The 22,312-nt window shown below is 62.0% G+C and carries 22 protein-coding genes; 10 read left to right on the forward strand and 12 right to left on the reverse strand.

What is annotated here, in order from left to right:
• Positions 1-252 precede the first annotated feature (252 nt).
• The 4 genes from E5E96_RS17025 (at position 253) to araC (ending at position 4,913) form a co-directional block, all read left to right on the forward strand.
• Complete coding sequence (locus tag E5E96_RS17025; protein ID WP_171282664.1) at positions 253-1,236, forward strand: arabinose ABC transporter substrate-binding protein; 984 nt, start codon at positions 253-255, stop codon at positions 1,234-1,236.
• 72 nt (positions 1,237-1,308) lie between these two features.
• Complete coding sequence (gene araG, locus E5E96_RS17030; RefSeq protein WP_171282665.1) at positions 1,309-2,808, forward strand: L-arabinose ABC transporter ATP-binding protein AraG; 1,500 nt, start codon at positions 1,309-1,311, stop codon at positions 2,806-2,808.
• A gap of 48 nt (positions 2,809-2,856) precedes the next feature.
• Positions 2,857-3,858 (forward strand): L-arabinose ABC transporter permease AraH, encoded by a 1,002-nt coding sequence (gene araH / locus E5E96_RS17035; protein ID WP_171282666.1) that lies wholly within the window; start codon positions 2,857-2,859, stop codon positions 3,856-3,858.
• A gap of 143 nt (positions 3,859-4,001) precedes the next feature.
• Positions 4,002-4,913, forward strand: a complete 912-nt coding sequence (gene araC / locus E5E96_RS17040) for an arabinose operon transcriptional regulator AraC (protein ID WP_017409634.1) — start codon at positions 4,002-4,004, stop codon at positions 4,911-4,913.
• Between the two features lie 84 nt (positions 4,914-4,997).
• Here araC and E5E96_RS17045 read toward each other — a convergent pair whose 3' ends face one another.
• Positions 4,998-5,903, reverse strand: coding sequence for a LysR family transcriptional regulator (locus E5E96_RS17045; protein ID WP_171282667.1), 906 nt, complete (start codon positions 5,901-5,903; stop codon positions 4,998-5,000).
• A gap of 123 nt (positions 5,904-6,026) precedes the next feature.
• Between E5E96_RS17045 and E5E96_RS17050 the strand changes: the two genes are divergently transcribed.
• A complete protein-coding gene (locus E5E96_RS17050; protein ID WP_171282668.1) occupies positions 6,027-6,893 on the forward strand; it encodes a pirin family protein in 867 nt (288 codons plus the stop codon).
• A gap of 50 nt (positions 6,894-6,943) precedes the next feature.
• Here the strand turns inward: E5E96_RS17050 and ykgO are convergent, their stop codons facing one another.
• Together ykgO and E5E96_RS17060 are read right to left on the reverse strand one after the other, a co-directional pair.
• Positions 6,944-7,069, reverse strand: coding sequence for a type B 50S ribosomal protein L36 (gene ykgO / locus E5E96_RS17055; protein ID WP_005300174.1), 126 nt, complete (start codon positions 7,067-7,069; stop codon positions 6,944-6,946).
• On the reverse strand, positions 7,066-7,335 hold the full coding sequence (locus tag E5E96_RS17060; RefSeq protein WP_171282669.1) for a type B 50S ribosomal protein L31: 270 nt from the start codon (positions 7,333-7,335) through the stop codon (positions 7,066-7,068). Before E5E96_RS17060 ends, ykgO begins: the two co-directional genes overlap by 4 nt.
• Before the next feature lie 256 nt (positions 7,336-7,591).
• Here E5E96_RS17060 and E5E96_RS17065 point away from each other — a divergent pair, with 256 nt between their 5' ends.
• Positions 7,592-7,840, forward strand: a complete 249-nt coding sequence (locus tag E5E96_RS17065; RefSeq protein ID WP_011705785.1) for a DinI family protein — start codon at positions 7,592-7,594, stop codon at positions 7,838-7,840.
• A gap of 136 nt (positions 7,841-7,976) precedes the next feature.
• Here the strand turns inward: E5E96_RS17065 and E5E96_RS17070 are convergent, their stop codons facing one another.
• The 5 genes from E5E96_RS17070 to dcuC form a co-directional block, all read right to left on the reverse strand.
• Positions 7,977-8,798, reverse strand: coding sequence for a DUF2927 domain-containing protein (locus tag E5E96_RS17070; protein ID WP_171282670.1), 822 nt, complete (start codon positions 8,796-8,798; stop codon positions 7,977-7,979).
• A 24-nt stretch (positions 8,799-8,822) separates the two neighbouring features.
• Complete coding sequence (locus E5E96_RS17075) at positions 8,823-9,326, reverse strand: M48 family metallopeptidase (protein WP_044799844.1); 504 nt, start codon at positions 9,324-9,326, stop codon at positions 8,823-8,825.
• A 141-nt stretch (positions 9,327-9,467) separates the two neighbouring features.
• Positions 9,468-11,111 carry a hypothetical protein gene (locus E5E96_RS17080; RefSeq protein ID WP_171282671.1) on the reverse strand — a complete coding sequence of 548 codons (1,644 nt, stop codon included), beginning with the start codon at positions 11,109-11,111 and terminating at the stop codon, positions 9,468-9,470.
• Positions 11,112-11,306: 195 nt separating this feature from the next.
• Positions 11,307-12,965, reverse strand: coding sequence for a bifunctional UDP-sugar hydrolase/5'-nucleotidase (locus E5E96_RS17085; protein ID WP_171282672.1), 1,659 nt, complete (start codon positions 12,963-12,965; stop codon positions 11,307-11,309).
• Between the two features lie 130 nt (positions 12,966-13,095).
• Entirely contained in the window at positions 13,096-14,448 is a 1,353-nt protein-coding gene (gene dcuC, locus E5E96_RS17090) for an anaerobic C4-dicarboxylate transporter DcuC (protein ID WP_016350497.1), read from the reverse strand.
• Positions 14,449-14,783: 335 nt separating this feature from the next.
• Between dcuC and E5E96_RS17095 the strand changes: the two genes are divergently transcribed.
• Positions 14,784-15,383: a DUF922 domain-containing Zn-dependent protease gene (locus E5E96_RS17095; RefSeq protein ID WP_161772492.1), complete on the forward strand. Its 600-nt coding sequence runs from the start codon at positions 14,784-14,786 to the stop codon at positions 15,381-15,383.
• Between the two features lie 82 nt (positions 15,384-15,465).
• On the opposite strand, the gene mnmC is transcribed toward E5E96_RS17095, so the two are convergent.
• Entirely contained in the window at positions 15,466-17,484 is a 2,019-nt protein-coding gene (gene mnmC, locus E5E96_RS17100) for a bifunctional tRNA (5-methylaminomethyl-2-thiouridine)(34)-methyltransferase MnmD/FAD-dependent 5-carboxymethylaminomethyl-2-thiouridine(34) oxidoreductase MnmC (RefSeq protein ID WP_171282673.1), read from the reverse strand.
• Positions 17,485-17,574: 90 nt separating this feature from the next.
• On the opposite strand from mnmC, the gene fabB reads away from it, so the two are divergent.
• Positions 17,575-18,786, forward strand: a complete 1,212-nt coding sequence (gene fabB, locus E5E96_RS17105) for a beta-ketoacyl-ACP synthase I (RefSeq protein WP_016350500.1) — start codon at positions 17,575-17,577, stop codon at positions 18,784-18,786.
• 59 nt (positions 18,787-18,845) lie between these two features.
• On the opposite strand, the gene E5E96_RS17110 is transcribed toward fabB, so the two are convergent.
• The 3 genes from E5E96_RS17110 to E5E96_RS17120 form a co-directional block, all read right to left on the reverse strand.
• Positions 18,846-19,340, reverse strand: a complete 495-nt coding sequence (locus tag E5E96_RS17110; protein ID WP_029301085.1) for a GNAT family N-acetyltransferase — start codon at positions 19,338-19,340, stop codon at positions 18,846-18,848.
• Between the two features lie 112 nt (positions 19,341-19,452).
• Positions 19,453-19,779 (reverse strand): DUF4377 domain-containing protein, encoded by a 327-nt coding sequence (locus E5E96_RS17115; protein WP_171282674.1) that lies wholly within the window; start codon positions 19,777-19,779, stop codon positions 19,453-19,455.
• Positions 19,780-19,873: 94 nt separating this feature from the next.
• Positions 19,874-21,160 (reverse strand): citrate synthase, encoded by a 1,287-nt coding sequence (locus E5E96_RS17120; protein WP_005300205.1) that lies wholly within the window; start codon positions 21,158-21,160, stop codon positions 19,874-19,876.
• A gap of 424 nt (positions 21,161-21,584) precedes the next feature.
• On the opposite strand from E5E96_RS17120, the gene sdhC reads away from it, so the two are divergent.
• A complete protein-coding gene (gene sdhC, locus E5E96_RS17125) occupies positions 21,585-21,974 on the forward strand; it encodes a succinate dehydrogenase cytochrome b556 subunit (RefSeq protein WP_011705795.1) in 390 nt (129 codons plus the stop codon).
• Positions 21,968-22,312, forward strand: a complete 345-nt coding sequence (gene sdhD, locus E5E96_RS17130) for a succinate dehydrogenase, hydrophobic membrane anchor protein (RefSeq protein ID WP_011705796.1) — start codon at positions 21,968-21,970, stop codon at positions 22,310-22,312. Before sdhC ends, sdhD begins: the two co-directional genes overlap by 7 nt.

Here is a 22,312-nt window from a genome sequence, read left to right on the forward strand (position 1 = left end):
GCAAGAGGGTGACAGCCATCGAAGATCCGCTATGTGATTATTTTGCTGAAAACATAGACAAAACGGCTGCAATTTCATGGCGTGATCCTGCTCTCCATTTTTCCATGTGAAAACGATTACAACTTGGTTCGCTCAACTAGCAACAACAATAACGTCCTGTTTAGGCATGTTTTTATATGGCTGCGACTTGATTGACTCAAGGAGCAGCACTGCGTGGATACATGGATTGATAGAACACCTGGAGACACTCGCATGAACAAAATCGTTAACAGCATGATCGCAATGGGGTTTGCCCTTGGTATGGCAAATTCTGCTTTCTCGGCCGAGGCGCTGAAGCTGGGCTACCTGGTCAAGCAACCGGAGGAGCCCTGGTTCCAGACCGAATGGAACTTCGCCGACAAGGCTGGCAAGGATCTCGGTTTCGAGGTGATCAAGATCGCCGTCCCCGATGGCGAGAAGACCCTCAATGCCATCGACAGCCTGGCGGCCAACGGCGCCAAGGGCTTCGTCATCTGCACCCCAGACCCCAAGCTCGGGGCCGCCATCATGGCCAAGGCCAACAGTATGGATCTGAAGGTCATCACGGTGGATGACCAGTTCGTCAACGCCAAGGGCCAGCCCATGGAGCAGGTACCGCTTGTGATGATGGCCGCCACTAAGATTGGTGAACGCCAGGGCCAGGAGCTCTACAAGGAGATGCAAAAACGCCAGTGGGACGTGAAGGCGACCGGGGTGCTCGCCATCACCGCCGACGAGCTCGACACCGCCCGTCGCCGGGTCGAAGGCTCCCTGAGCGCGCTCAAGGCCGCCGGTTTCCCCAAGGGGCAGATCTACCGCTCACCGACCAAGGCCAACGACATTCCGGGGGCGCTGGATGCCGCCAACTCCATGCTGGTGCAGCACCCCGAGGTGAAGAACTGGCTTATCGTCGGCATGAATGACAACACGGTGCTCGGCGGCGTGCGCGCCACCGAAGGGCAGGGCTTCAAGGCCGAGAACGTCATCGGCATCGGCATCAACGGGGTGGATGCGGTGAACGAGCTCTCCAAGTCCAGCGCCACCGGCTTCCTCGGCTCCCTGCTGCCCAGCCCGGACGTGCACGGTTACAAGAGCATCCAGATGCTCCATGACTGGGTGGTCAACGGCGCCGAGCCGGCCAAGTTCACCGAGGTGACCGACGTGGTGCTCATCACCCGCGACAACTTCAAGGTCGAGCTGCAGAAGAAAGGTCTGTGATTGACGCCATTTAAACCCTGACACCGAGACCGGCATGACGGAGTGCGCCATGCCGGTCGGCTGGAGTGAAACATGAATCAGTCAGTTCCTTATCTGGAGTTTTGCGGCATCAGCAAGGAGTTTCCCGGCGTCAAGGCGCTGAAGAACGTCTCCTTCTGTTGCCAGCAGGGCACGGTGCACGCGCTGATGGGGGAAAACGGCGCGGGCAAGTCCACCCTGCTCAAGATCCTGAGCGGCTTTCAATCGCCCACCACCGGGGTGGTGAAGCTGGCCGGCCAGGAGCGGGTCTTTCAGAGCACGGTCGATGCGCTGGAGAGCGGGATCGCCATCATCTATCAGGAGTTGCACCTGGTGCCCGAGATGACGGTGGCCGAGAACATCTACCTCGGCCAGCTGCCGACCCGGCGCGGGGTCATCGATCGAGAGAAGCTCTATCAGGATGCGGCCAGGCAGCTGGCGCGCCTCGGCATGGATGTCTCCCCCGAGACGCCGCTCAAGTACCTGTCGCTCGGGCAGTGGCAGATGGTGGAGATCGCCAAGGCGCTGACCCGGGATGCCAGCGTCATCGCCTTCGACGAGCCGACCAGCAGCCTGTCGTCGCGCGAGATCGAGCAGCTGTTTCGGGTCATCCGTCAGCTGCGTGACGAGGGCAAGGTCATTCTCTACGTCTCCCACCGGATGGACGAGATCTTCGCCCTGTGCGATGCCATCACGGTATTCAAGGATGGCCAGTTCGTGCGCACCTTCGCCTCCATGGCCGAGGTGGACCGGGATCTGCTGGTCAAGACCATGGTGGGGCGCGAGCTGACCGACATCTATGGCTACAGCCCAAGACCGCTTGGCGAGGCAGGCCTCAAGGTAGATAACCTGATAGGGCCTGGGCTCAAGGCGCCGGTATCGTTCGAGGTCAAACGCGGGGAGATCCTCGGCATCTTCGGGCTGGTGGGGGCTGGGCGCAGCGAGCTGATGAAGCTCATCTTCGGCGCCGACAAGATGCACAGCGGCGAGATAGCGGTGTTCGGCAAGCCGGTGGTCATCGGCAGCCCCATCGACGCCATTCGCAGCGGCATCATGCTCTGCACCGAAGACAGGAAGGCGCTCGGCATCATCCCCATTCACTCGGTGCAGGAGAACATCAACATCAGTGCCCGCCGTCACCACGCGTGGGGGGGCTTCTGGATCAACCAGCAGTGGGAGGACGAGAACGCGAGGCTGCGGATCCGCGACATGCGGGTCAAGACCCCGTCTCCCCAGCAGGCCATCATGAACCTCTCCGGCGGCAACCAGCAGAAGGCCATTCTGGGGCGCTGGCTCTCCGAGGACATGAAGGTCATCTTGCTCGACGAGCCGACCCGCGGCATCGACGTCGGGGCAAAGAACGAGATTTACAACGTGATTTACGATCTGGCCAAGGTGGGCATCGCCGTGGTGGTGGTATCCAGCGAGCTGCCGGAAGTGCTGGGCATCGCGGACCGGATCATGGTCATGCGGGAGGGGGAGATCGCCGGCGAGCTTTCCCACGACGAGGCCAACGAGGTCAAGGCGCTCAATCTGGCCATGCCGGCCCGTTGATCTGCTGACCGCAACGAGATAGCCCCCGGAATTTTCAGGAGAAATACCATGACAACTACTACCTCAGTCGGCCAGGCCGCCAGCGCCGCGACGGCCAGCGGCTCCCGCCTGCAACTGGCCCGCGTCTGGGATCAATACGGCATGCTGGTGATCTTCGCCATCCTGTTCCTGCTGGCCTGCGTGCTGGTACCCAACTTCGCCAGCCTGATCAACATGCGCGGGCTCGGGCTTGCCGTCTCCATGTCGGGCATGGTGGCCTGCGGCATGCTGTTCTGCCTTGCCTCCGGCGAGTTCGACATGTCGGTCGGCTCAGTGGTGGCCTGCTCCGGCGTCGCCTGCGCGGTGGGCATCAACGCCACCGAGAGCATCACAGTGGGCATCCTGGCCGGCATGTCGGTGGGGGTACTGTTTGGCCTCATCAACGGCATCGTCGTGGCCAAATTCAGGATCAACGCCCTCATCACCACCCTCGCCACCATGCAGATGGCGCGCGGGGTGGGCTACATCATCTCCGACGGCAAGGCGGTGGGCATCGTCGAGGAGCGTTTCTTCGAGCTCGGCAACTCCGCCCTGCTCGGCATCCCGACCCCGGTCTGGCTGACCGCCGTCTGCTTTGTGCTGTTCGGCCTGCTGCTCAACAAGACCACCTTCGGTCGCAATACCCTGGCCATGGGGGGCAATGAGGAGGCGGCGCGCCTGGCCGGGGTCAACGTGGTGCGCACCAAGATCATCATCTTCACCATGACCGGGCTGATTGCCTCCATCGCCGGCATCATACTCGCTTCGCGCATGACCTCGGGCCAGCCGATGACCTCCATCGGCTTCGAGCTGGTGGTGATCTCCGCCTGCGTGCTGGGAGGGGTTTCCATGAAGGGGGGGATCGGCAAGATCTCCTACATCATCGCCGGGGTGCTGATCCTGGGGCTGATGGAGAACGCCATGAACCTGCTCAACATCTCCCCGTTTGCCCAGTACGTGGTGCGTGGCCTCATCCTGCTCGCCGCCGTGCTGTTCGACCGCTACAAGCAGGTACGCAAGGCGCGCATCTGATCCTGTCCAACCATGCAGGCCCGCGCGCAGCGGGCCTGCCGAGGGTTGACCCCCGGCGCACGATGCATCCCGTTGTGAGCCAGTTCACCAATTTCACACGGCGCCACGCGCCGGATAGCGCGTTCCCAAGGTGAGTCTTTACAATGGCCCAAGCCGATTTTTTTACCCAAGCGCTGTTTTCCGCCATGTCCTCGATGCAAAAAGAGAAGCCGAAACAACTCAACCCCCTGCTGCCGGGCTATGCCTTCGACGTTTTCCTGGTCTCGGGCATGACCCCCATCGAGCAGGGGAGTGCGCTCGACTTCATCATCGACCGGCCTCAGGGGATGAAGGGCTTCATCGTCAATCTGACCATCAGGGGCAAGGGGCAGATCTTTCAGGGGGAGCAGGCTTTTACCGTGGAGCCTGGCGATCTGCTGCTGTTTCCACCGGCGGCGGTGCACCATTACGGCCGGGCGCCGGATGCGCAAGCGTGGTACCACCGCTGGGTCTATTTCCGGCCGCGGGCCTACTGGGCCGACTGGCTCAAGTGGCCGCAGGTGACGGAGCGGGTGGGGCGATTGCAACTGGCGGACGCCACCTTGCTCGCCGAGTTCGATGCCCTGTTCCTCGACATCGAAGAGACCCACCAGCAGCTGCGACCCATGTCGGAGCAGCTGGCCATGAACCTGCTGGAGCGGCTGCTGATTCGCTGCTACGAAGCCTCCTCGCTGGATGCCTATCCCGCCATCGACCACCGGGTTCACCAGGCGTGCCAGATCTTAAGCGAGTCGCTCTGCGCCGAGATCTCGGTGGAGGCGCTGGCGGAGCAGGTGTTCTTGTCCCCCTCGCGCCTCGCTCACCTGTTTCGCGAGCAGGTGGGGGTGAGCATAGTGCGCTGGCGCGAGGATCAGCGCATCATGCGGGCCAAGTTGCTGCTGCAGACCACACCGCTGTCGGTGGCCACCATAGGCCAGCAGGTGGGCTATGACGATCAGCTCTACTTCTCGCGGGTGTTCAGGAAGCGGGTGGGGGTGAGCCCCACCGAATACCGCAAATGTGCCACCCCGCTGTGACTCCACTTGCCTGAGGCCGCGTCCCTTCAGCGTTGACCCCATGATGGGGTGGCTGCCTGGGGCAGGGGGCCGCTGCTTTCTTCATCACTCCTCGTCGATGGCGGCGAAGCGCTCCACCAGATAGTCGATGAGGGCCCGCACCGAGGGGAGCAGGCCGCGCCGGGAGGGGAACACGGCGTGGATGAGCTCGGGCTTCGGCTCCCAGGCAGGCACCACCTTGACCAGGGTGGCGGCGCTCAGCTGCTCCTGCACCATCAGCAGCGGCAACTGCACCACCCCGACCCCGGCCAGCGCCGCACTGCGCAACGCCACCATGTCGGTGGTGACGAAGCGGGGCTGGTGGGTGAGGTCGGCATGCGCCCCCTGCGGCCCGAACAGCGACCAGACATAGTGCTGCCGCGGCGCCCCCAGCCCCATGCTGGGCCAGCCGTGCAGATCCGCCGGCGCGGCGGGCAAGCCCTGTTGTGCGACGAGTGCCGGGCTGGCCACCAGGCACTGGCGACGCTGCGCCAGTATCCGGATCACCAGCTCGCTGTCCTGCAGCGGCGGCGGCCTGACCCGGATGGCCACATCGACCCCTTCGGCGATGGGGTCGACCCGCCGATTGGTCCCCTCCAGTTCGACCCTGATCTGCGGGTGACGGGCCATGAAATCTGCCAGCATGGGGCCGACATGGGTGTGCAGCAGGGCGATGGGGCAGCTCATGCGGATCAGCCCGCAGGGTTCGGCCCGGGTCATCTCGATGGCGGCCTGCGCCGTCTCGGCCTCCACCAGCATCGCCTTGCAGTGTTCGTAATAGGTGCGGCCCAGCTCGGTCACCGCAAACTGGCGGGTCGAGCGCTGGAGCAGCCGCACACCGAGCCGCTCTTCGAGCTGCGCTATCCGGCGGCTGAGGCGGGATTTGGGCATGCCGATGGCGCGCCCAGCGGGGGCAAAGCCGCCGTGATCCACCACCTGGACGAAATAGTAGAGATCGTTCAGATCCTGCATAGGGTACTCTCATCGTTCCAAAAATAGGACGCTGATGCCCAATTTAGCAGTCTACCCACCTGTTCGTCTCGAAACTATGCTGTCTCCAGTGTTCAATTCCACCGGATATGTCAGGAGCGACAGATGAAAAAGATCCTCGGCGTTTACAGCGCCCCCCGTCCTCACTGGGTAGGCGACGGCTTTCCCGTACGCTCTCTCTTCTCCTACAACAGCCACGGCAAGCAGCTGAGCCCCTTCCTGCTGCTCGACTATGCCGGTCCGGCCAACTTTACGCCGACCAGCCGGCCGCGCGGGGTGGGTGAACATCCCCATCGCGGTTTCGAGACGGTGACCATCGTTTACAAGGGCGAAGTGGCGCACCGGGATTCGACCGGTCAGGGCGGCGTGATAGGCCCGGGCGACGTGCAGTGGATGACCGCCGGTGCCGGTATCCTGCACGAGGAATTTCACGCCCCGGCCTTCAGCGAGTCGGGCGGTGAGCTCGAGATGGTGCAGCTGTGGGTGAATCTGCCGAGCCGGCACAAGATGACGCCGCCCGGTTACCAGCCCATCCTGGCGCGCGACATTCCGACGGTGGCACTGGCCAGCGACGCGGGTTCGGTGCGGGTCATCGCCGGCGACTTTGAGGGGATCCGTGGCCCGGCCCATACCTTCAGCCCGCTGCATGTCTGGGATCTGCGTCTGGTGCAGGGCAGTGTCAGCACGCTCGAGTTGCCCGAAGGCTGGACCGGTGCGCTCATCGTGCTCAAAGGGACCGTGCAGGTCAACGGCAGTGCCATCGCCCGGGAGGCGCAGATGGTGGTGCTGGACCGGGCAGGGCGGCAGGTCATGATTGAGGCAAACAGTGATGCTACTGTGCTGCTGCTGAGCGGCGAGCCCATCGAAGAGCCCATCGTGGGTCACGGCCCCTTCGTGATGAACAGCCATGAGGAGATAGTGCAGGCCATCGATGACTTCAACAGCGGCAGATTCGGCGTGATGCCGGAGTGATAAATGGACAAGGCCCTCCCATGAGGGCCTTGTTTTTATGAGGCTGCGGATCAGCGCTGACGGGCCTTGAACCTGGGGTTGCTCTTGCAGATCACGAACAGCTTGCCGCGGCGGCGGACAATCTGGCAATCGGGGTGGCGCGACTTGGCTGATTTCAGAGAGGAGAGCACTTTCATGACTTGTCTTTTCCTTTGTTGAAGAACTGACCGAAACGCTGGCCGAAACGGGCAACCTGACCTTCCTTGCTGACCTGCTTCTGCTTGCCGGTATAGAAGGGGTGTGACGCACTGGAGACATCCAGCGTCACATAGGGATAGGTATTGCCGTCTTCCCACTGCTTGGTGCGATCGGTCTTGAGGGTGGAGCCCACCAGAAAATAGGTGTTGGCGGTCAGGTCGTGGAATAGAACCTGACGGTACTCGGGGTGAATGTCGGGACGCATGATGCTGGCCTCATGATTTTACTGTTATAACATAACAAATGAATCATGCCTTTGTTGAGAATAGATATCAACAATTTTTTGTCTTGTGTGATGATGGGATGATATTGCCCAAGGGAGTTCTGCCTCTCCGGCAAGCAGGGTAAGCGGTCGGGTTTGGTGATGCCGCAGCCGGGTTGGCAACAAGAGGTTGATGACGGGCTTTACTTTTGATTTTTACTGTATAAAAATACAGTTATAAATCATGGAGAAGTATCCTATGCGTCTGGAAATCATCATCGACAAAAAACATCAGGTGCCCACCTCGACCATGGAGGCGCTGCGTCAGGAGCTGCTCAAGCAACTGGGCGAGAAGTTCCCCGACCTGCATGTGCGGGTCGCCCCCGGCAGTGCCATGGCACTGACGGTCAGCCGCGCCAGCAAGGAGGACAAGGAGCTGGCTGAAGCCATGGTGCAGGAGGTGTGGGAGAATGCCGACAGCTGGATGCCGGAGAGTGTTGCCTCCTGATCCCGCGGGTCGGGCGTCGAATACATGCAATCTGGATGGACAGAAAAAACGCAGCCCAAGGCTGCGTTTTTTGTTGCTGGTGGGATGAGCTTCCGAGCTGATCGTACGTCAGCACTCAGCCTTTAATCCTCAACCGTCAAAGCCCGGCCCAGCGTTTGAGGCTGTTGATCTGCACCCGCTGATCGGCCTGGGCGATGTCGCCGCTGGCGCGCAGTGCCTTGAGGGCGACAGGCAGGGCGGCCCGCACTTCGCTGACCGTCATGCCGGCCTGCAGGGCCGGGTGATAGGCAAGCTTGAGCAGCACGTAATCTAGCCCGGTCGGAAAGCTGTCGATGCTGTTGTCGTTGAAGATGGAGGGGAACACCTTGTCCGAATCGTTGGGCAACCCCATCACCTGGGTGAGCTCCTCCACCACGCAGTCGAGAAAGCGCCCCTTGGCGCGGCTGTAATCCACCGGAATGATGATGGTGGCGCGGGCCATCTCGCGGCGGGTATTGGTGGTGAAGTTGGCCATGCAGAGCCCCTCCTTGAGCGCGGTCTTGACGGAGGCATCCTGCCCCATGGTGCGCTTGGCCCAGCTCGCCATCTTGGCGCGTTCGGTCATGATCAGGGTGATGTTGGGCCGCTCGCTGACCAGGACGATGGGGCGACCTATGATGCCGGCCAGATGCTGGCTCTGTACTTTGACCACCTCGCTTTGCAGCGCCTTGTCGCCAAATTCGTTGACCAGCTTGAGCCGGATGGGCTGCTCCCAGCGGGAGAAGTGCACGTTCTGTTCGTGGCCGTACTCCCGCTTCATGGCGACCTCGAAGAAACTCTCGGTGAGATAGGCATCGCTCTGCCAACGCTCGGCGGCCTGCAGCCAGGGGCTCAGCAACAGAAGCGCCACCAGCCAGCGGCCGAGCGGCCGGCGCCGGCCTGAATGGCACACGGCAAGGTAACGGCGCAATGAAGTCATGTCTCCTCCTTGAAACAGTCGGGATCAGCGCGTGGCCCGTTCGAGATCGCGCCAGGTGAGCCAGAGCCGCAGATCAAACTCCAGTTGATGATAGTCGGGCTCCATATGCTGACAGAGCTGATAAAAGCCCTTGTTGTGATCCTTCTCCTTCAGGTGGGCCAGCTCGTGCACCACGATCATCTTCAGGAAGGCCGGGTGGGCCTCCTTGAACAGGGCGGCGATGCGGATCTCGTTCTTGGCCTTGAGCTTGTTGCCCTGCACCCGGCTCACATAGGTGTGCAGGCCGAGGGCATCCTTGATCACGTTGATCTTGCCATCGAAGATCACCTTGGAAAGGGGCGCCGAGCTTTTCAGGTAGCGGTTCTTCAGCTCCATGGTGTAGGCGAGCAGCGCCTTGTCACTCTGGATGAGATGGGTCTCTGGATAACGCTTGGCCAGCACGTCCCCCAGCTTGCCCGCCGCGATCAGCTGTTGCACCTGGGCCTTGAGGGGCTCGGGGTAGCCACCAAGGTAGGTCAGTTCCGCCATGTCTGCATTACTCGTCATATCAAAAGAGCGCCATTGTAGTCAGCGTGTGGCCGCTTGCCTACCGTTTCGGGCCTTGCCTGCGTTGGCGCAATGAAAAGGGCCGTCATCGCGGGATGACGGCCCTTTTTGGGGAAGGGGGACTCAGCGTCTGCGATAGAGGCCCGGATCCACCTCTTCATACTGGCTCACCAGGTATTGATAGAAGGCGAGGCTGGAGGGGGAACTTGGCTTCTTGAGCTCATCGGCCACCCGATCCGGCTTGGCGATGATGAACTTGGGACTCTGGCGCTTGAGGTCGGCCAGCACCCGTTCACGCACGTCGTAGGGCGGGTTGACGTTGGCAAAGAACAGGTAGGCGGAGGCCGGCTGGCGATCGGTCCAGAGGTAATATTGCGGCTGGATGCCGTCTACCCAGATCTTGTCGGTGGGGCTGGTCTCGGCCTTGATCCGATCGACCCGTACCTGCGCCGACGGGTTGAACGGCGTGCCCTTCAGGGTGCCTTCCCAGGCGTTGTTGAGCAGCAGGGCCAGCATGGCCAGCGACGCGAGCCAGGGGGTGGCGCTGCGCACATCCCAGGCGCGCCACAAGGGCACCAGGATGAGCACCGGCAGCGCCCACAACAGGCTGTTGCCGAGCACTTCGCGCACCCGTTCCAGCGACCACTCCTTGGTGCTCCAGCCGTAACCGAGCTGCTGGGCCAGCAGCCAGCTGGCGGTCAGCACCACCAGCGAGATGCAGAGCAGGCCGAGGCCATCGGCCTGCTGTTCGCTGCGATCCAGCAGGCAGGCGAGCGGCAGCAGGGCTAGCGGCAGATAGAGCACATCGTAGTGATCGAACACGTGGCCGGAAACCGAGTTGGCGATCAGGGTGAATATGACCCCAAACAGGGTGGCGCACAGGGCCGGCAGATACCACTCCTGACGGCGCCCCATCATCAGCACGATGAAGGCGGGCAACAGCATGATGAGGCCGGTACGCAGCAGGCCGACGCTGCCCACATCCGGCGAGAAGCCGTTGCCGTAGCTCCCCTCGAAGAAGATGTCGAAGGCGTAGTATTTGAATTCGGCCAGCAGGTTGTGATGCTGGAAGTAGGCCAGCAGCGGGCCGCCGACGAGTGCCAGCCCCAGCAGGCTGGAGCAGAGCAGGGAGAGGGCGCAGCGCCACTGCTCGCGCAGGCACCAGTGGCAGAACAGCACCAGATACCAGGCACCCCAGAAGGCGCCGTTGTTGGTGCGCATCCAGGCGACGATGGCAAAGGTGAGTGCGGCCACCAGCGCCGGTCCCCAGCTGCAACGCTTGTCCAGCAGCATGGTGATGAAGGCCCACTGGGCGATGAGGGCCAGATGGAACGTCCAGTCCTCGGTCATGTTGCCGTAGTAGTAGCGGGTGCCGTAGAGCGCCAGCACCGCCAGCATGCTGCCGAGCCGGGCCCGCAGCGAGAGGCCGAGCTGGCCGAACGCCTGCCAGCTGGCCAGCAGCCCCAGCCAGCAGAGTGCCCACTCCAGCAGCCAGATCCCGAAGAAGCCGCCGAGGCCGTAGCCGAGGGCGTCGAGGGCGAAGATCATGGGGCCCTTGATGTCGATCATGTCCCGGTAAAGCACGCCCCCTTCGCTCCACATCTTGCCCATCACCGCAAACAGTGAGGCGTCGAAGCCTGGCGCCATGCCGTGGAACAGCGGGTTGCGCAGACAGAACAGCAAGGCCAGCAAGCCGGTGAGCAGGATCACCAGCGGCCGCAGGCCAGGATTGACGCGAGGAGGGGTAAAACGGATGGCATGATTCATGGGTGACCTGTTCCTGCTGGGAAGTCTCGAAAGCGGGCCTATCTTGCCGAGCCTGACAGCACGATGCAATGGGCGAGGGGAATGTGCTTGAAATAATTTGTAAAAGTGCCGCTTTACGGCATGAAAGCGGCACGTTTTCTGACAACACCGGCTAAAGCGACCTGGCGGGCCACCACCAAGGGGCCCGGCAGATCCTTACCGGGTGGACGGCCCCTGATACTCCACCAGTGCCGGCGCAGCGGCGAGCTCGGGCAGGTAGCGAGCCCAGCGGATGAAGGCATCCGCCAGGGTGATGCCGAGCTCCTGGTTGTGCTGGGTCAGGGTGCGGGCCAGCGCGGTATAGCCCTCCTTGCCGGAGGCGGTGTAGGCGCTGGAAACCCCCCGATAGATGGCGTCGGCTTCGACCGGCTGCCACTGGCCGGGGGCGCGCTCCCACTCCAGCCGGGTGATCCGGCGCCCCTTGGGCTGGTCCGCCTGATAACAGAAACGCACTCCGGCGGTATAGGGGAAGCTGCCGCTGCCATTGCCCGTCACGCCGTTGTTGGTGGCGTTGTCGATGGCCCCCTCCAGCGCCTCGGCCAGCTCATGACCGTGCACCCGATAGAGGGTGAGCGGGATGGCGAAGGGCAGCAGGCGGCCGGCGATGTCCGCCTCGCTGAGCGGTCCGGGTTCGAGGGAACAACGTACCCCGCCGGCATTGTGCAGGGCGAAGTCCACCTGACCGACCTGCTCGCGGGCCCCGGCCAGCATGGCGCTGGCCACCAGGGGCGCCACCTGGCTGCCGGCCGGCAGGCTGGCATCGGGCAGTCGCTGATGGTGCAGCGGCCCGCCAAGGCGGGTCACGATGCGCTGGGTCATGGTCTCGAGCTCGGGCCGGTAGCGCTTGGCCAGCAGTTGCTCGAGCGCGGGCGCCGGCTCGCAAAAGTGCAGCCCGGCCGGCGGTGTCGAGGCAAACGGCCAGGGCTGCCAGGGCAGCCACTCCAGCTGGCCACGGCTGCGCGCTACCCGGCCGTGCTGGTCAAACGTCAGCTCGCACACCCCGAGGCAGAGGGCGCTGTGGGCGGCATGCAGGATGGCGACGCCGTTTCGCATCAGCGGATAGCTGCCCTCGCTCGCCAGACCGAGCGGTGCCAGATCCCCCAGCTGGCTGTGGGTGTGGCCGCCGATGATGAGGCTGAGCTCGGGGAAATGCTCGGCCAGCTGTTTGTCCTGCTCCAGCCCAAGGTGGCTCAGCAGGATGATATGGCAGATGCCGGCGGCCTTGATCTCTGCCAGCGCGGCTTTCAGGGTCTGCTCGATGCCGTGAAAGCGGGTATGGGGATCGGGGCTGGCGATGGCGGCCATCTGCGGCAGCGTGATGCCGAGCAGGGCGAAAGGCACGCCGTCGATGCTGCGCTGGTGCCAGGGACGGCTGGCATCATACAACTGGGGCAGGCCGCGCAGTCGCAGCGGGGCGTCGGCGGGCTCTTGACTGCTGTCGAGGTTGGCGGCCAGCACCGGAAAGTCGAGCTGGCGCAAAAACTCCACCAGCGGCCCGTTGCCCAGATCGAACTCGTGATTGCCGATCACCATGGCGTCCGGTCGCAGCAGGCTCAGCAAGTCGGCATTGGCCCGCCCCTTGAAGCGGTTGAAATAGAGTGAGCCCTGGAAGGTGTCACCGCCGTGCAGGAACAGGCAGGTCTGGCCCGCCGCGTCGGCTTGTCGGCGCAAGGCGTTGAGCCGGGTCAGGATGCGGGCGTAGCCACCACACTGGGTGCGCCACTCGGACTCGCCTTCAGGGGCGAAGCGCATGGGAGCGCCATCGAAATGGGAGTGGCAGTCACTGAAGTGGGCAAGTTGAACCGTAATACTCATCTCGGTCCTCCTTAGAGAAAAAAGAGCACCGAGTCTACTCCAATGGCGGGGGGAGATACCAGCCCGGCGGCAGGCCGGGCTGGTAGAGCGGGGGAGAGGCGGGGCAGCCGCTCAGGGAGCCCCGGCCAATTTAGGCGGGCACCATGATCTGGGTGGCGAGGATCACCACCAGCAAGCCGACCGCGACCGGCACCGAGGTGCGCTTGACCACTTCAAACGGAGAGAGGTTGCCCATCCCCGCACAGGCGACCACCACCCCGGAGACCGGCGAGATGGTGCGGCCCAGGTTGGAGGCCTGCAGCATGGGGATCACCAGGTAGGCGGGGTTGACGCCGAGGCTGGTGGCCAGATGGGGAATAAGCTCCACGAAGGCATAGAAGGGAGCGTTGCCGGACCCCGTGGTAAAGGCGGCCAGAGTGGTGATGACCACCAGCACCAGCATGATGACGATGCCGCCGGTACCAAAGCTCTGGGCGAGATCCAGGAGGTTGGCGATGAAGCCAAGCCCCATCAATCCCTGAGCAAACACCCCGGCACCCACCAGCAGCATCACCACGCCGGCGAAGGCGTCGGCCATGCTGCGCCAGCACACCTGCAGCCCGTCCAGCAGCTCTTTGCCATTGCGTTTGCGGGCCAGCTCCAGCAGGGCGGCCAGCACCAGGCAGATGACGATGATGGTGACGATGTCGAGCTTGGGCCCGAGTTTGCCGTCAAACAGCAGCACCCCGATGATGGGGGTAAAGGGCAGGATGGCGTAGAAGCCGGGGGCATCGGTGATGAGATCGCTCGGGGCGACCGCCTCGTTGTGCTCACCGGCCTTCTGATCCAGATAGCGCTGCCAGAAGAAGTGGGTCACCGCCATGGCGGCGATGGCCACCAGCGAGATGGGCAGGGTCAGCTTGAAAGCAAAATCGAGCAGCTCCATGTTGGCGGCCTGGGCGGCCATCACCACGTCCCCGGAAGTGGGGGCCAGGATGATGGCGGCCGGCGAGGCGCACACCGCCGCCGCCGCGCCACGGGAGATCCCCATGTTGACCATCAGCGGGAACAGGGTGGCCATCAAGAGCACGCCGAGGCCGGTGGCGGAGCTCACCGCCAGCGACATGGCGCAGGCCACCAGATAGGCGGCAACCAGCAGGATGTAGGGGGACTTGATGATGCCAAGCGGCTTGCTGGCCAGCTTCACCAAAATGGTGTTGGCGCCGATGTGGCTCATGTAGCCGGCGAAGCCGCACAGCACCATGATCAGCATGCCGAGGCCACCGCCCCGATCCACCAGCAGGAAGCGCACGTATTCGAAGATGTCGGTGGCCACGTGGCCGGTGGAGGTGACGCTGGTGGGCAGCACCGCCTTGCCCATCAGGGCGGTGATCGCCAGCAGCAGCAGACCGCCGCTGAGCAGCACCCCGGTGGCCGAGTAGCCCTTGAAGATGTAGCGACCCACAGCCAGGGTGACCAGGGTGCCGATAAGGAGTTCCATCATAGAGTGAGTTCCTGAGTACGAATGAAGGTGGATGCATTCCTGGCGTCAACTTGGAGGTTAATCTGGCCAATCCCGAAATGTATCGACATAAAACTCGGCGATTATTATCCAATAAGGGGTATCTAACCATGATGTTGCGCATCACTTGTGATCTTGCTTGCAAATCAATGGCGGTGCGGGGTTGCGACTTGTCAACCTGACACTTAGGCTTTGTGACGGGAGTAGGTGACAGTCGCGGGGATCGCGGTTAATCTCCTGCTTCGAGTATTAATGCGTTGATTATTAATTAAAATAACAACCCCGCCAGCAACGAGGTCAAGGCAGCAGAGATGGGAATGGTCAGCAAAGTTTTCATGGTGGCACTGATGTTGTTCGCCGCCACGGCCGGGGCCGAGAGTTCCCATTACACCGGTATCAAGGCGGTGCCTGACATCAAGGTAGACTTTCAGTTTTATCGGGTTTCCGGACCGGACGTGGCGAGCCTGGCGCGCCAGATGATCGGCGCGGGCACAGCCCGGGCCAACGGCCACATCGGCATGGCCAGCTACCAACTCTCCTGGCAGTTGCAGACCCGTCCCGAGGCGCAGCGCTGCGAGCTGGAACAAGTCAGGGTTACCACCCGGATCAAGGTGATGGTGCCGAACTGGATGGACAAGGCCAGGGCCTCCGCCGCCGAGCGCCAGAAGTGGGACAAGCTGGTGGCCGCCATGTTCGATTACGAGAGCCGCCACAAAGACATACTGCTGGAGAGCGTCAGCCAGCTCGGCATCCAGCTGGCACAGCTGCCGGTGGAGCGCGACTGCGCCGCCCTGGAATATCAGGCCTGGCAACGGGGGCAGGGGGTGCTGGCCAGCTCGCGCCAACGTTTCAGCCAGTTGCAGCAGCAGACCGATCACGGTCGCAAGCTGGGGCTTAACTGGCCAAAGGGCATCTGAGCCCGACAGGATTTGAGCGAACAAAAAGGGCTCCCGTCGGGGAGCCCTTTTTGTTGTTGCGCCTTGCCGAGCATCTGAATGCTCACTGGAGCGGCTTGCCCTTGAGCAGTTTGCGCACCCAGTAGCGGGCCGGGTGGAGCGCCTCCAGCAGATCGGCTGCCAGCGGCAGCGGATCGCCGCATATCTCGCTGGCCAGCAGCTCGCCGCAAAGGGGCGCCGAACACAGTCCCCGCGAGCCGAGCGCCCCCAGCACATAGAGGCCGGGATGCAGCGGCAACGGCGCGGCGTTTTGCTGATCGCCCTGCAGTCCGGCGTAGTGATCCGCCAGCTTGGCCAAGCTGGCGACTGGCCCCACCACCGGCAGGTGATCCCGGCTGGCACTGCGCACGCCGACCCGGGCCTGATTGCCACTCACATCCACCTCGGCGGGCCAGCTCTGCTGCGGCAGGCAGGCTTGCAGCCGCGCCTGGTTCTGGGCCTGCTCGTCGGCGCGAAACCCGAGGTCGGTCTGGTTGCGGCCATAGCTGGCGCCGATGCAGTGGTGATCGTGGTGGGCCGGGGTGAGGTAGCCATCGTAACAGAGCACGGTATTGAGCTTGCCCAAGCTCGCCGAGGTCGGCACATGGCTCACCTGGCCGCGCACCGGGTAGAGCGGCAGCTCGGCAAAGGGGATGAGCGCAGGCAACTGATGGCCGGCGGCCACCACCAGATCGGGGGCTTGCCAGCGGCGCCCGTCACGACTTTGGACCTGCCAGCCATCGGCCTGTTCGGCCATGGCGACCACCTCGGTATTGAACGCCACCTCAAGCAACCCGCTGGCTTGCGCCTCCTTGATGGCGGCTCGGGTGAGATCCGCCGGGCAGAGCCAGCCCCCCTGCGGATAGCTGACGCCGCCGTGACCGCAGGGCAGGCCGACCACTTGCTCAACCTCCGGCTTGGAAAGTACCTGCATCAGCTCGGGCGGGAAGGGGCCTTGCGCCATCTTGGCCAGCTTGGCGGTGGACTTGTCGTCATAGCCGAGTTGGGTGACGCCGCACAGCGAGAAAGCGACGGGGTGGCGCTCGGCCAAGGCCAGCAGTCGGCTTCTGGCGAAGCCGAAGGCCAGCGAATAGAAGCGCGACAGGGCATCGTGCTCGCCGTTGAGCAGCGGGTAGAGGGCTCCCTGCCGGTTGCCGGAGGCGCCGGTCGCCGGCTCGCCATCCTGGCACAAGAGCGTCACCCTGCGGCCCCGTTCTACCAAGGAGAGCGCCGTCATGGCCGAGGCGATGCCGCCACCGATGATCAGCACCTCACCCGCGCGGCCGGCAGGTCTGGCATACCAGGGGGCGATGGTCTGCTGTGGCTGTTTCTCTGCGCGCTCCCCGGCCAGCATCTCCCGCTTGCTGCCGTGTCCTTTCACCTTCTGCATGGCAAAACCGGCGGCAGTCAGGCCGCGGCGCACGAAGCCGGCACAGGTAAAGGTGGCGATGGTGGCGTGGGGACGCGCGAGGCGGGCCAGGCCGTCGAACAATTCTTGCGTCCACATCTCCGGGTTCTTGGCGGGGGAGAAGCCATCCAGATACCAGGCATCCACCAGCCCGTCTGCCGGGTGGGGCACCTGGGGCAGCATCTCCTTGATGTCGCCAAACCAGAGGTCGAGCCGGATCCGGCCGCCGGCAAAGAGCAGCCGATGACAGCCTGCGACGGGCAGAGGCCACTGCTCGATGAGGGGCTGGCTGAAGGTGGCGAGCTCGGGCCAGGCAGCCAGCGCCTTGCGCAGATCCTCCCGGGTTAGTGGGTATTTTTCGAAGCTGATGAAGTGGAGGCGGGCACCGTTGCCGGATTGGGGCGCCTGTTCCAGAAAGGCGGCCATTGTCGCCAGAAAGTTAAGACCTGTGCCGAAACCTGTCTCACCTATCACGAAAATGTCACTATCGTGATGCGAAAATCGCGCTGGCAGCCGATTTTGCTGCAAAAAGACGTAGCGGGTTTCACTTAGACCGTTATCATTGGAAAAGTACACATCCCCGAACTCACTGGAGACTGGAGTTCCCGCTTCATTCCAGTCCAATCGGGCATGATGTAAGGATGTTTGACTCACGTTTTCCTCTGCTCGCGTCACAAAATCGCGGGCATTCTACGTGAAAGCAGACCAGTTTGGCAGCCGAAAGCGGGTAGACTTGGCGCCAGTTTTTTCAGACGAGATGAATTAATGAGAAGAGCAGTGATCACCGGTATCGGCGTCATCTCCAGTATCGGCAACAACAAGGAAGAAGTGCTGGCCTCCCTGAAAGCAGGCAAATCTGGCATCACCTATTCCGAGCAGTTCGAACAGTACAACCTGCGCAGCCGTGTCTGGGGTAACATCAAACTCGACCCGTCTGAACTGATCGACCGTAAAGTCATGCGTTTCATGGGCGATGCAGCGGCTTATGCCTATCTCTCCATGCAACAGGCCATCGAAGACGCCGGTTTGCCGGAAGAGATGGTGTCCAACGAGCGTTCCGGTATCGTGACCGGCTCCGGTGGCGCCTCCGGCAAGAACACCTCCGAGTCTGCGGATATCGCTCGTGAGAAGGGCGTCAAGCGTGTGGGCCCCTACATGGTGCCGCGCACCATGTCCTCCACCACCTCCGCCTGCCTGGCCACCCCGTTCAAGATCAAGGGTGTCAACTACACCATCAGCTCCGCCTGCGCCACCTCTGCCCACTGCATCGGTCACGCTCTGGAACTGATCCAGCTCGGCAAGCAGGACATCGTCTTCGCCGGCGGCGGCGAGGAGCTGGACTGGTCTTCCACCATCCAGTTCGATGCCATGGGCGCCCTGTCCACCAAGTACAACGACACCCCGGAAAAAGCCTCCCGTACCTATGATGCGGATCGCGACGGTTTCGTCATCTCCGGTGGCGGTGGCATCCTGGTGGTCGAGGAGCTGGAACATGCCCTGGCCCGTGGTGCCCACATCTATGCCGAGATCACCGGTTACGGTGCCACCTCCGATGGCTACGACATGGTCGCGCCGAGCGGTGAAGGCGCGGTGCGTTGCATGAAGATGGCGATGCAGGGTGTCGGCAAGGTGGATTACATCAACACCCACGGTACCTCCACCCCGGTCGGTGACACCAAGGAGCTGGAAGCCATCCAGACGCTGTTTGGCAGCAATGCACCCAAGCTCTCCGCCACCAAGGCCATGACCGGTCATGCCCTGGGCGCTGCCGGCGTGCACGAGGCCGTCTACTCCCTGCTGATGATGGAACACGGCTTCATCGCCCCCAGCATCAACATCGAGACCCTGGACGAGAAGGCCGAAGGCCTGCCCATCGTGCGCGCGTACGAAGAGGCGGATCTCAATACCGTCATGTCCAACAGCTTCGGCTTTGGCGGGACCAACGCCTCCCTGGTGTTCAGCAAGTTCAAGGCTTGATGAGCCCACCATGAGTTGCAAAAAAGGCGCCGCAAGGCGCCTTTTTCATTGGGTGATCGTCAGCCCCGTTGCGGGAGTGGCAGTCGCATGTAGGTCGCACCCTCGCCATATTCGGTGAGGGACTTGCGGGTACTGGCCGGCTGGAAGCCCTGCTTGCGCCAGAAGGCAGGCGCATCCTGCACCGCCACCAGACCGGCGTGCTCGAACCCTTCGTCTGCGGCAAACGCAAGGGCGGTGGCGAGCAGCCGCTGCCCTATGCCCTTGCCGCGGGCCTGCCGTGAGACGGCGAGATCGTGCAGATAGAACTCGTCGTTGCCGGCCAGGCGCTGAATGGGGACGGAGAGGGGCGGTGGCTGGTGGGCACGCCAGGGGTGGCAGAGCAAATAGCCCAGCACCTGGCCCTGATGTTCGGCCACCCAGCAGCAGGCGGGGGCCAGTTCGGCCTTGTTGCTCATGACTTCGATGGGCTCAGGATCCAGCTGGTGATAACACTCGTCCTGAATGGCCATGATGGCGGGCCAGTCGTTGGCCCGGGTCGTGCGGATCTTGATCATAGTGGTAGGGCATGGCTGCCCGAAAACGCTGATTAAACAATGGATTCGTCAACCAGCGTACCAGAACCGGGTCATGAACTGAACAAGCATCTCCAAATGATGCCTTTTTTGATCAGCGCGCCGCCTGTTTGCTGACGACCTTGATGAGCTGGTAGCGCAGGGAAGGGGCATCTGCCGGCACATCGGTGAGCTGCTGCTTGCTGACGGTCAGCTGATAGCGGTAGCCGGGTTCAAACTGAAAGCCTTCAATCTGCTGATAGAACAGGGTCCAGGGCTGCTGCTCGTCACTGCGCACCTGCATGCACTGCATGGGGCCGACGCCGACACAGTGTACCAGCTGGCTGTTGACGTAGAGGGTCTCGCCTGCGGTTGGCGTGGGGGCGCTTTGACAGGCGCTGAGCAGCAGGGCGGCAGCGGCGCTGAGGAACAGTGATCTCATGATGAACTCCTTCGATGGAAAGGGGGGCATTAGAGCGGCAAATAAAAAGGCGGTCAATGACCGCCTTTGTAACAAAAAATCTGAAACCCGTGACTCAACGCTGGTCGAGCGGGGTGAACTCGCGCTGCGGCTGACCGGTATAGAGCTGACGCGGACGGCCGATCTTCTGATCCGGATCCGAGTGCATTTCGTTCCAGTGGGCAATCCAGCCGATGGTACGGGAGATGGCGAAGATCACGGTGAACATGGACATGGGGATGCCGATGGCCTTCATGATGATGCCGGAGTAGAAGTCCACGTTCGGGTAGAGCTTCTTCTCGATGAAGTAGGGGTCGGAGAGCGCGATACGCTCCAGCTCCATGGCCACGTCCAGCAGCGGATCCTTGATCTGCAGCTCGGTCAGTACCTCGTGACAGGTTTCGCGCATCACGGTGGCACGGGGGTCGTGGTTCTTGTAGACCCGGTGGCCGAAGCCCATCAGACGGAACGGATCGTTCTTGTCCTTGGCCTTGGCGATGTACTCAGGGATGCGGTCAACGGAGCCGATCTCCTCGAGCATCTTGAGGCAGGCTTCGTTGGCACCGCCGTGGGCCGGTCCCCACAGGGAGGCGATCCCCGCGGCGATACAGGCAAACGGGTTGGCGCCGGAGGAGCCGGCCAGACGCACGGTGGAGGTAGAGGCGTTCTGCTCGTGGTCCGCATGCAGGGTGAAGATGCGGTCCATGGCGCGTTCGACGATGGGGTTGACCTTGTACTCTTCGGTCGGCACGCCAAACATCATGTGCAGGAAGTTGCCGGCATAGGAGAGGGCGTTACGCGGCTGCATGAACGGCTGACCGATGGAGTACTTGTAGCACATGGCGGCCAGGGTCGGCATCTTGGAGAGCAGACGGAAGGCGCAGATCTCGCGGTGCTCTTCGTTGTTGATGTCGAGGGCATCGTGATAGAAGGCGGAGAGCGCACTGACCACGCCGCACATGACGGCCATGGGGTGAGCGTCGCGACGGAAGCCGCGGAAGAAGAAGGCAATCTGCTCGTGCACCATGGTGTGGCGGGTGACCAGACGTTCGAATTCCGTGTACTGCGCCTTGGTGGGCGCCTCGCCGTACAGCAGGATGTAGCAGACTTCCAGATAGCTGGCTTGGGTGGCCAACTGGGCGATGGGGTAACCACGGTGCAGCAAGACACCCTGATCGCCATCTATGTACGTAATGGATGATTTGCAAGAACCGGTTGCCATAAAACCGGGGTCGAAGGTGAAGTACCCTTGCGCGCCCAGTTTTCTGACATCGATCACGTCGGGTCCGACAGTTCCTGACAGGATCGGGAGTTCTACCGGGTCTTTACCGGGTAGATGTAGGGTGGCTATCTTATCAGCCATAGCACGTCTCCTTTGCTCTTTTATAATTTGATTCCAGCTCTACTTTATTACGAGTTTGATGACGCTGGCAAAGGTTCTGACCCGTACCAGGGCGGCTGGAGCGCCTTATTTGAAACAGAGTTCAGGGCTGTTGTCAATTTTGCTGGATGATCATTAATGATTTGTTAAATGAGTTGTGAGATCTGGTTTACGGTTTTGGGTTTTCTTTGTAGCTAATTGATTGTCATTGGTTAAGCCCGCCGATATACTGCGCCTCGTGGGTGATGGCTGTCGGTGTTTGAAACGCTTTCGCAAAGCTAGATGTGATATTGAAAATGTTATTTTTGGCTTTCCTGAGTTGTTTTGGTAACAAAAACCTAACAAATGCCACTCCATGCCCTCATAAGCGTGTAAAAACAATAACTAACGTGCTCAATGGAGCTGAGTGGGCAAAGCCGTGAAAAATAAACAGAGACCTGTAAACCTCGACCTACAGACGATCAGCTTTCCTGTCACCGCCATCGCTTCCATCTTGCATCGTGTCTCAGGGGTCATCACCTTTGTGGCGCTCTCAATCTTGCTGTGGATGCTTGGTACTTCACTCGCCTCTCCCGAAGGATTTGAGACCGTGGTGTCCATCATGGACAACTTCCTGGTCAAATTCGTGCTGTGGGGGATCCTGACTGCGCTGGCGTACCACATTGTGGGCGGACTGCGTCACCTGGTCATGGACATGGGCTATTGGGAAGAGCTGGAATCCGGTAATCAGAGTGCCCGTGTGGCCTTCGTGATCACCGCGGTTTTGGCGGTATTGGCGGGGGTACTGGTATGGTAACCAATTCTGCAACCTTCGGGCGCAGCGGCGTTCACGATTACATCCTGATCCGCGCCACCGCCCTCATCATGACCTGTTATGTCCTCTACCTGGTGGGCTTTGTCGCGTTCAACGACATCAGCTACGAGGTGTGGACCGGCTTCTTCGCCAAAACCTTCACCAAGGTGTTCACCCTGTTGGCGCTGCTGTGCGTACTGATCCACGCCTGGATCGGTCTGTGGCAGGTGCTGACCGACTATATCAAGCCGGTGGGGTTGCGCGGTGCGCTGCAATTTGCCCTGGTAGTGGTGCTGTTCGTCTACCTGATGACCGGCTTCGTTGTACTGTGGGGGGTGTAA

Source organism: Aeromonas sp. 1805 (genome assembly GCF_013085525.1).
In the GTDB taxonomy this organism is placed as follows: domain Bacteria; phylum Pseudomonadota; class Gammaproteobacteria; order Enterobacterales; family Aeromonadaceae; genus Aeromonas; species Aeromonas hydrophila.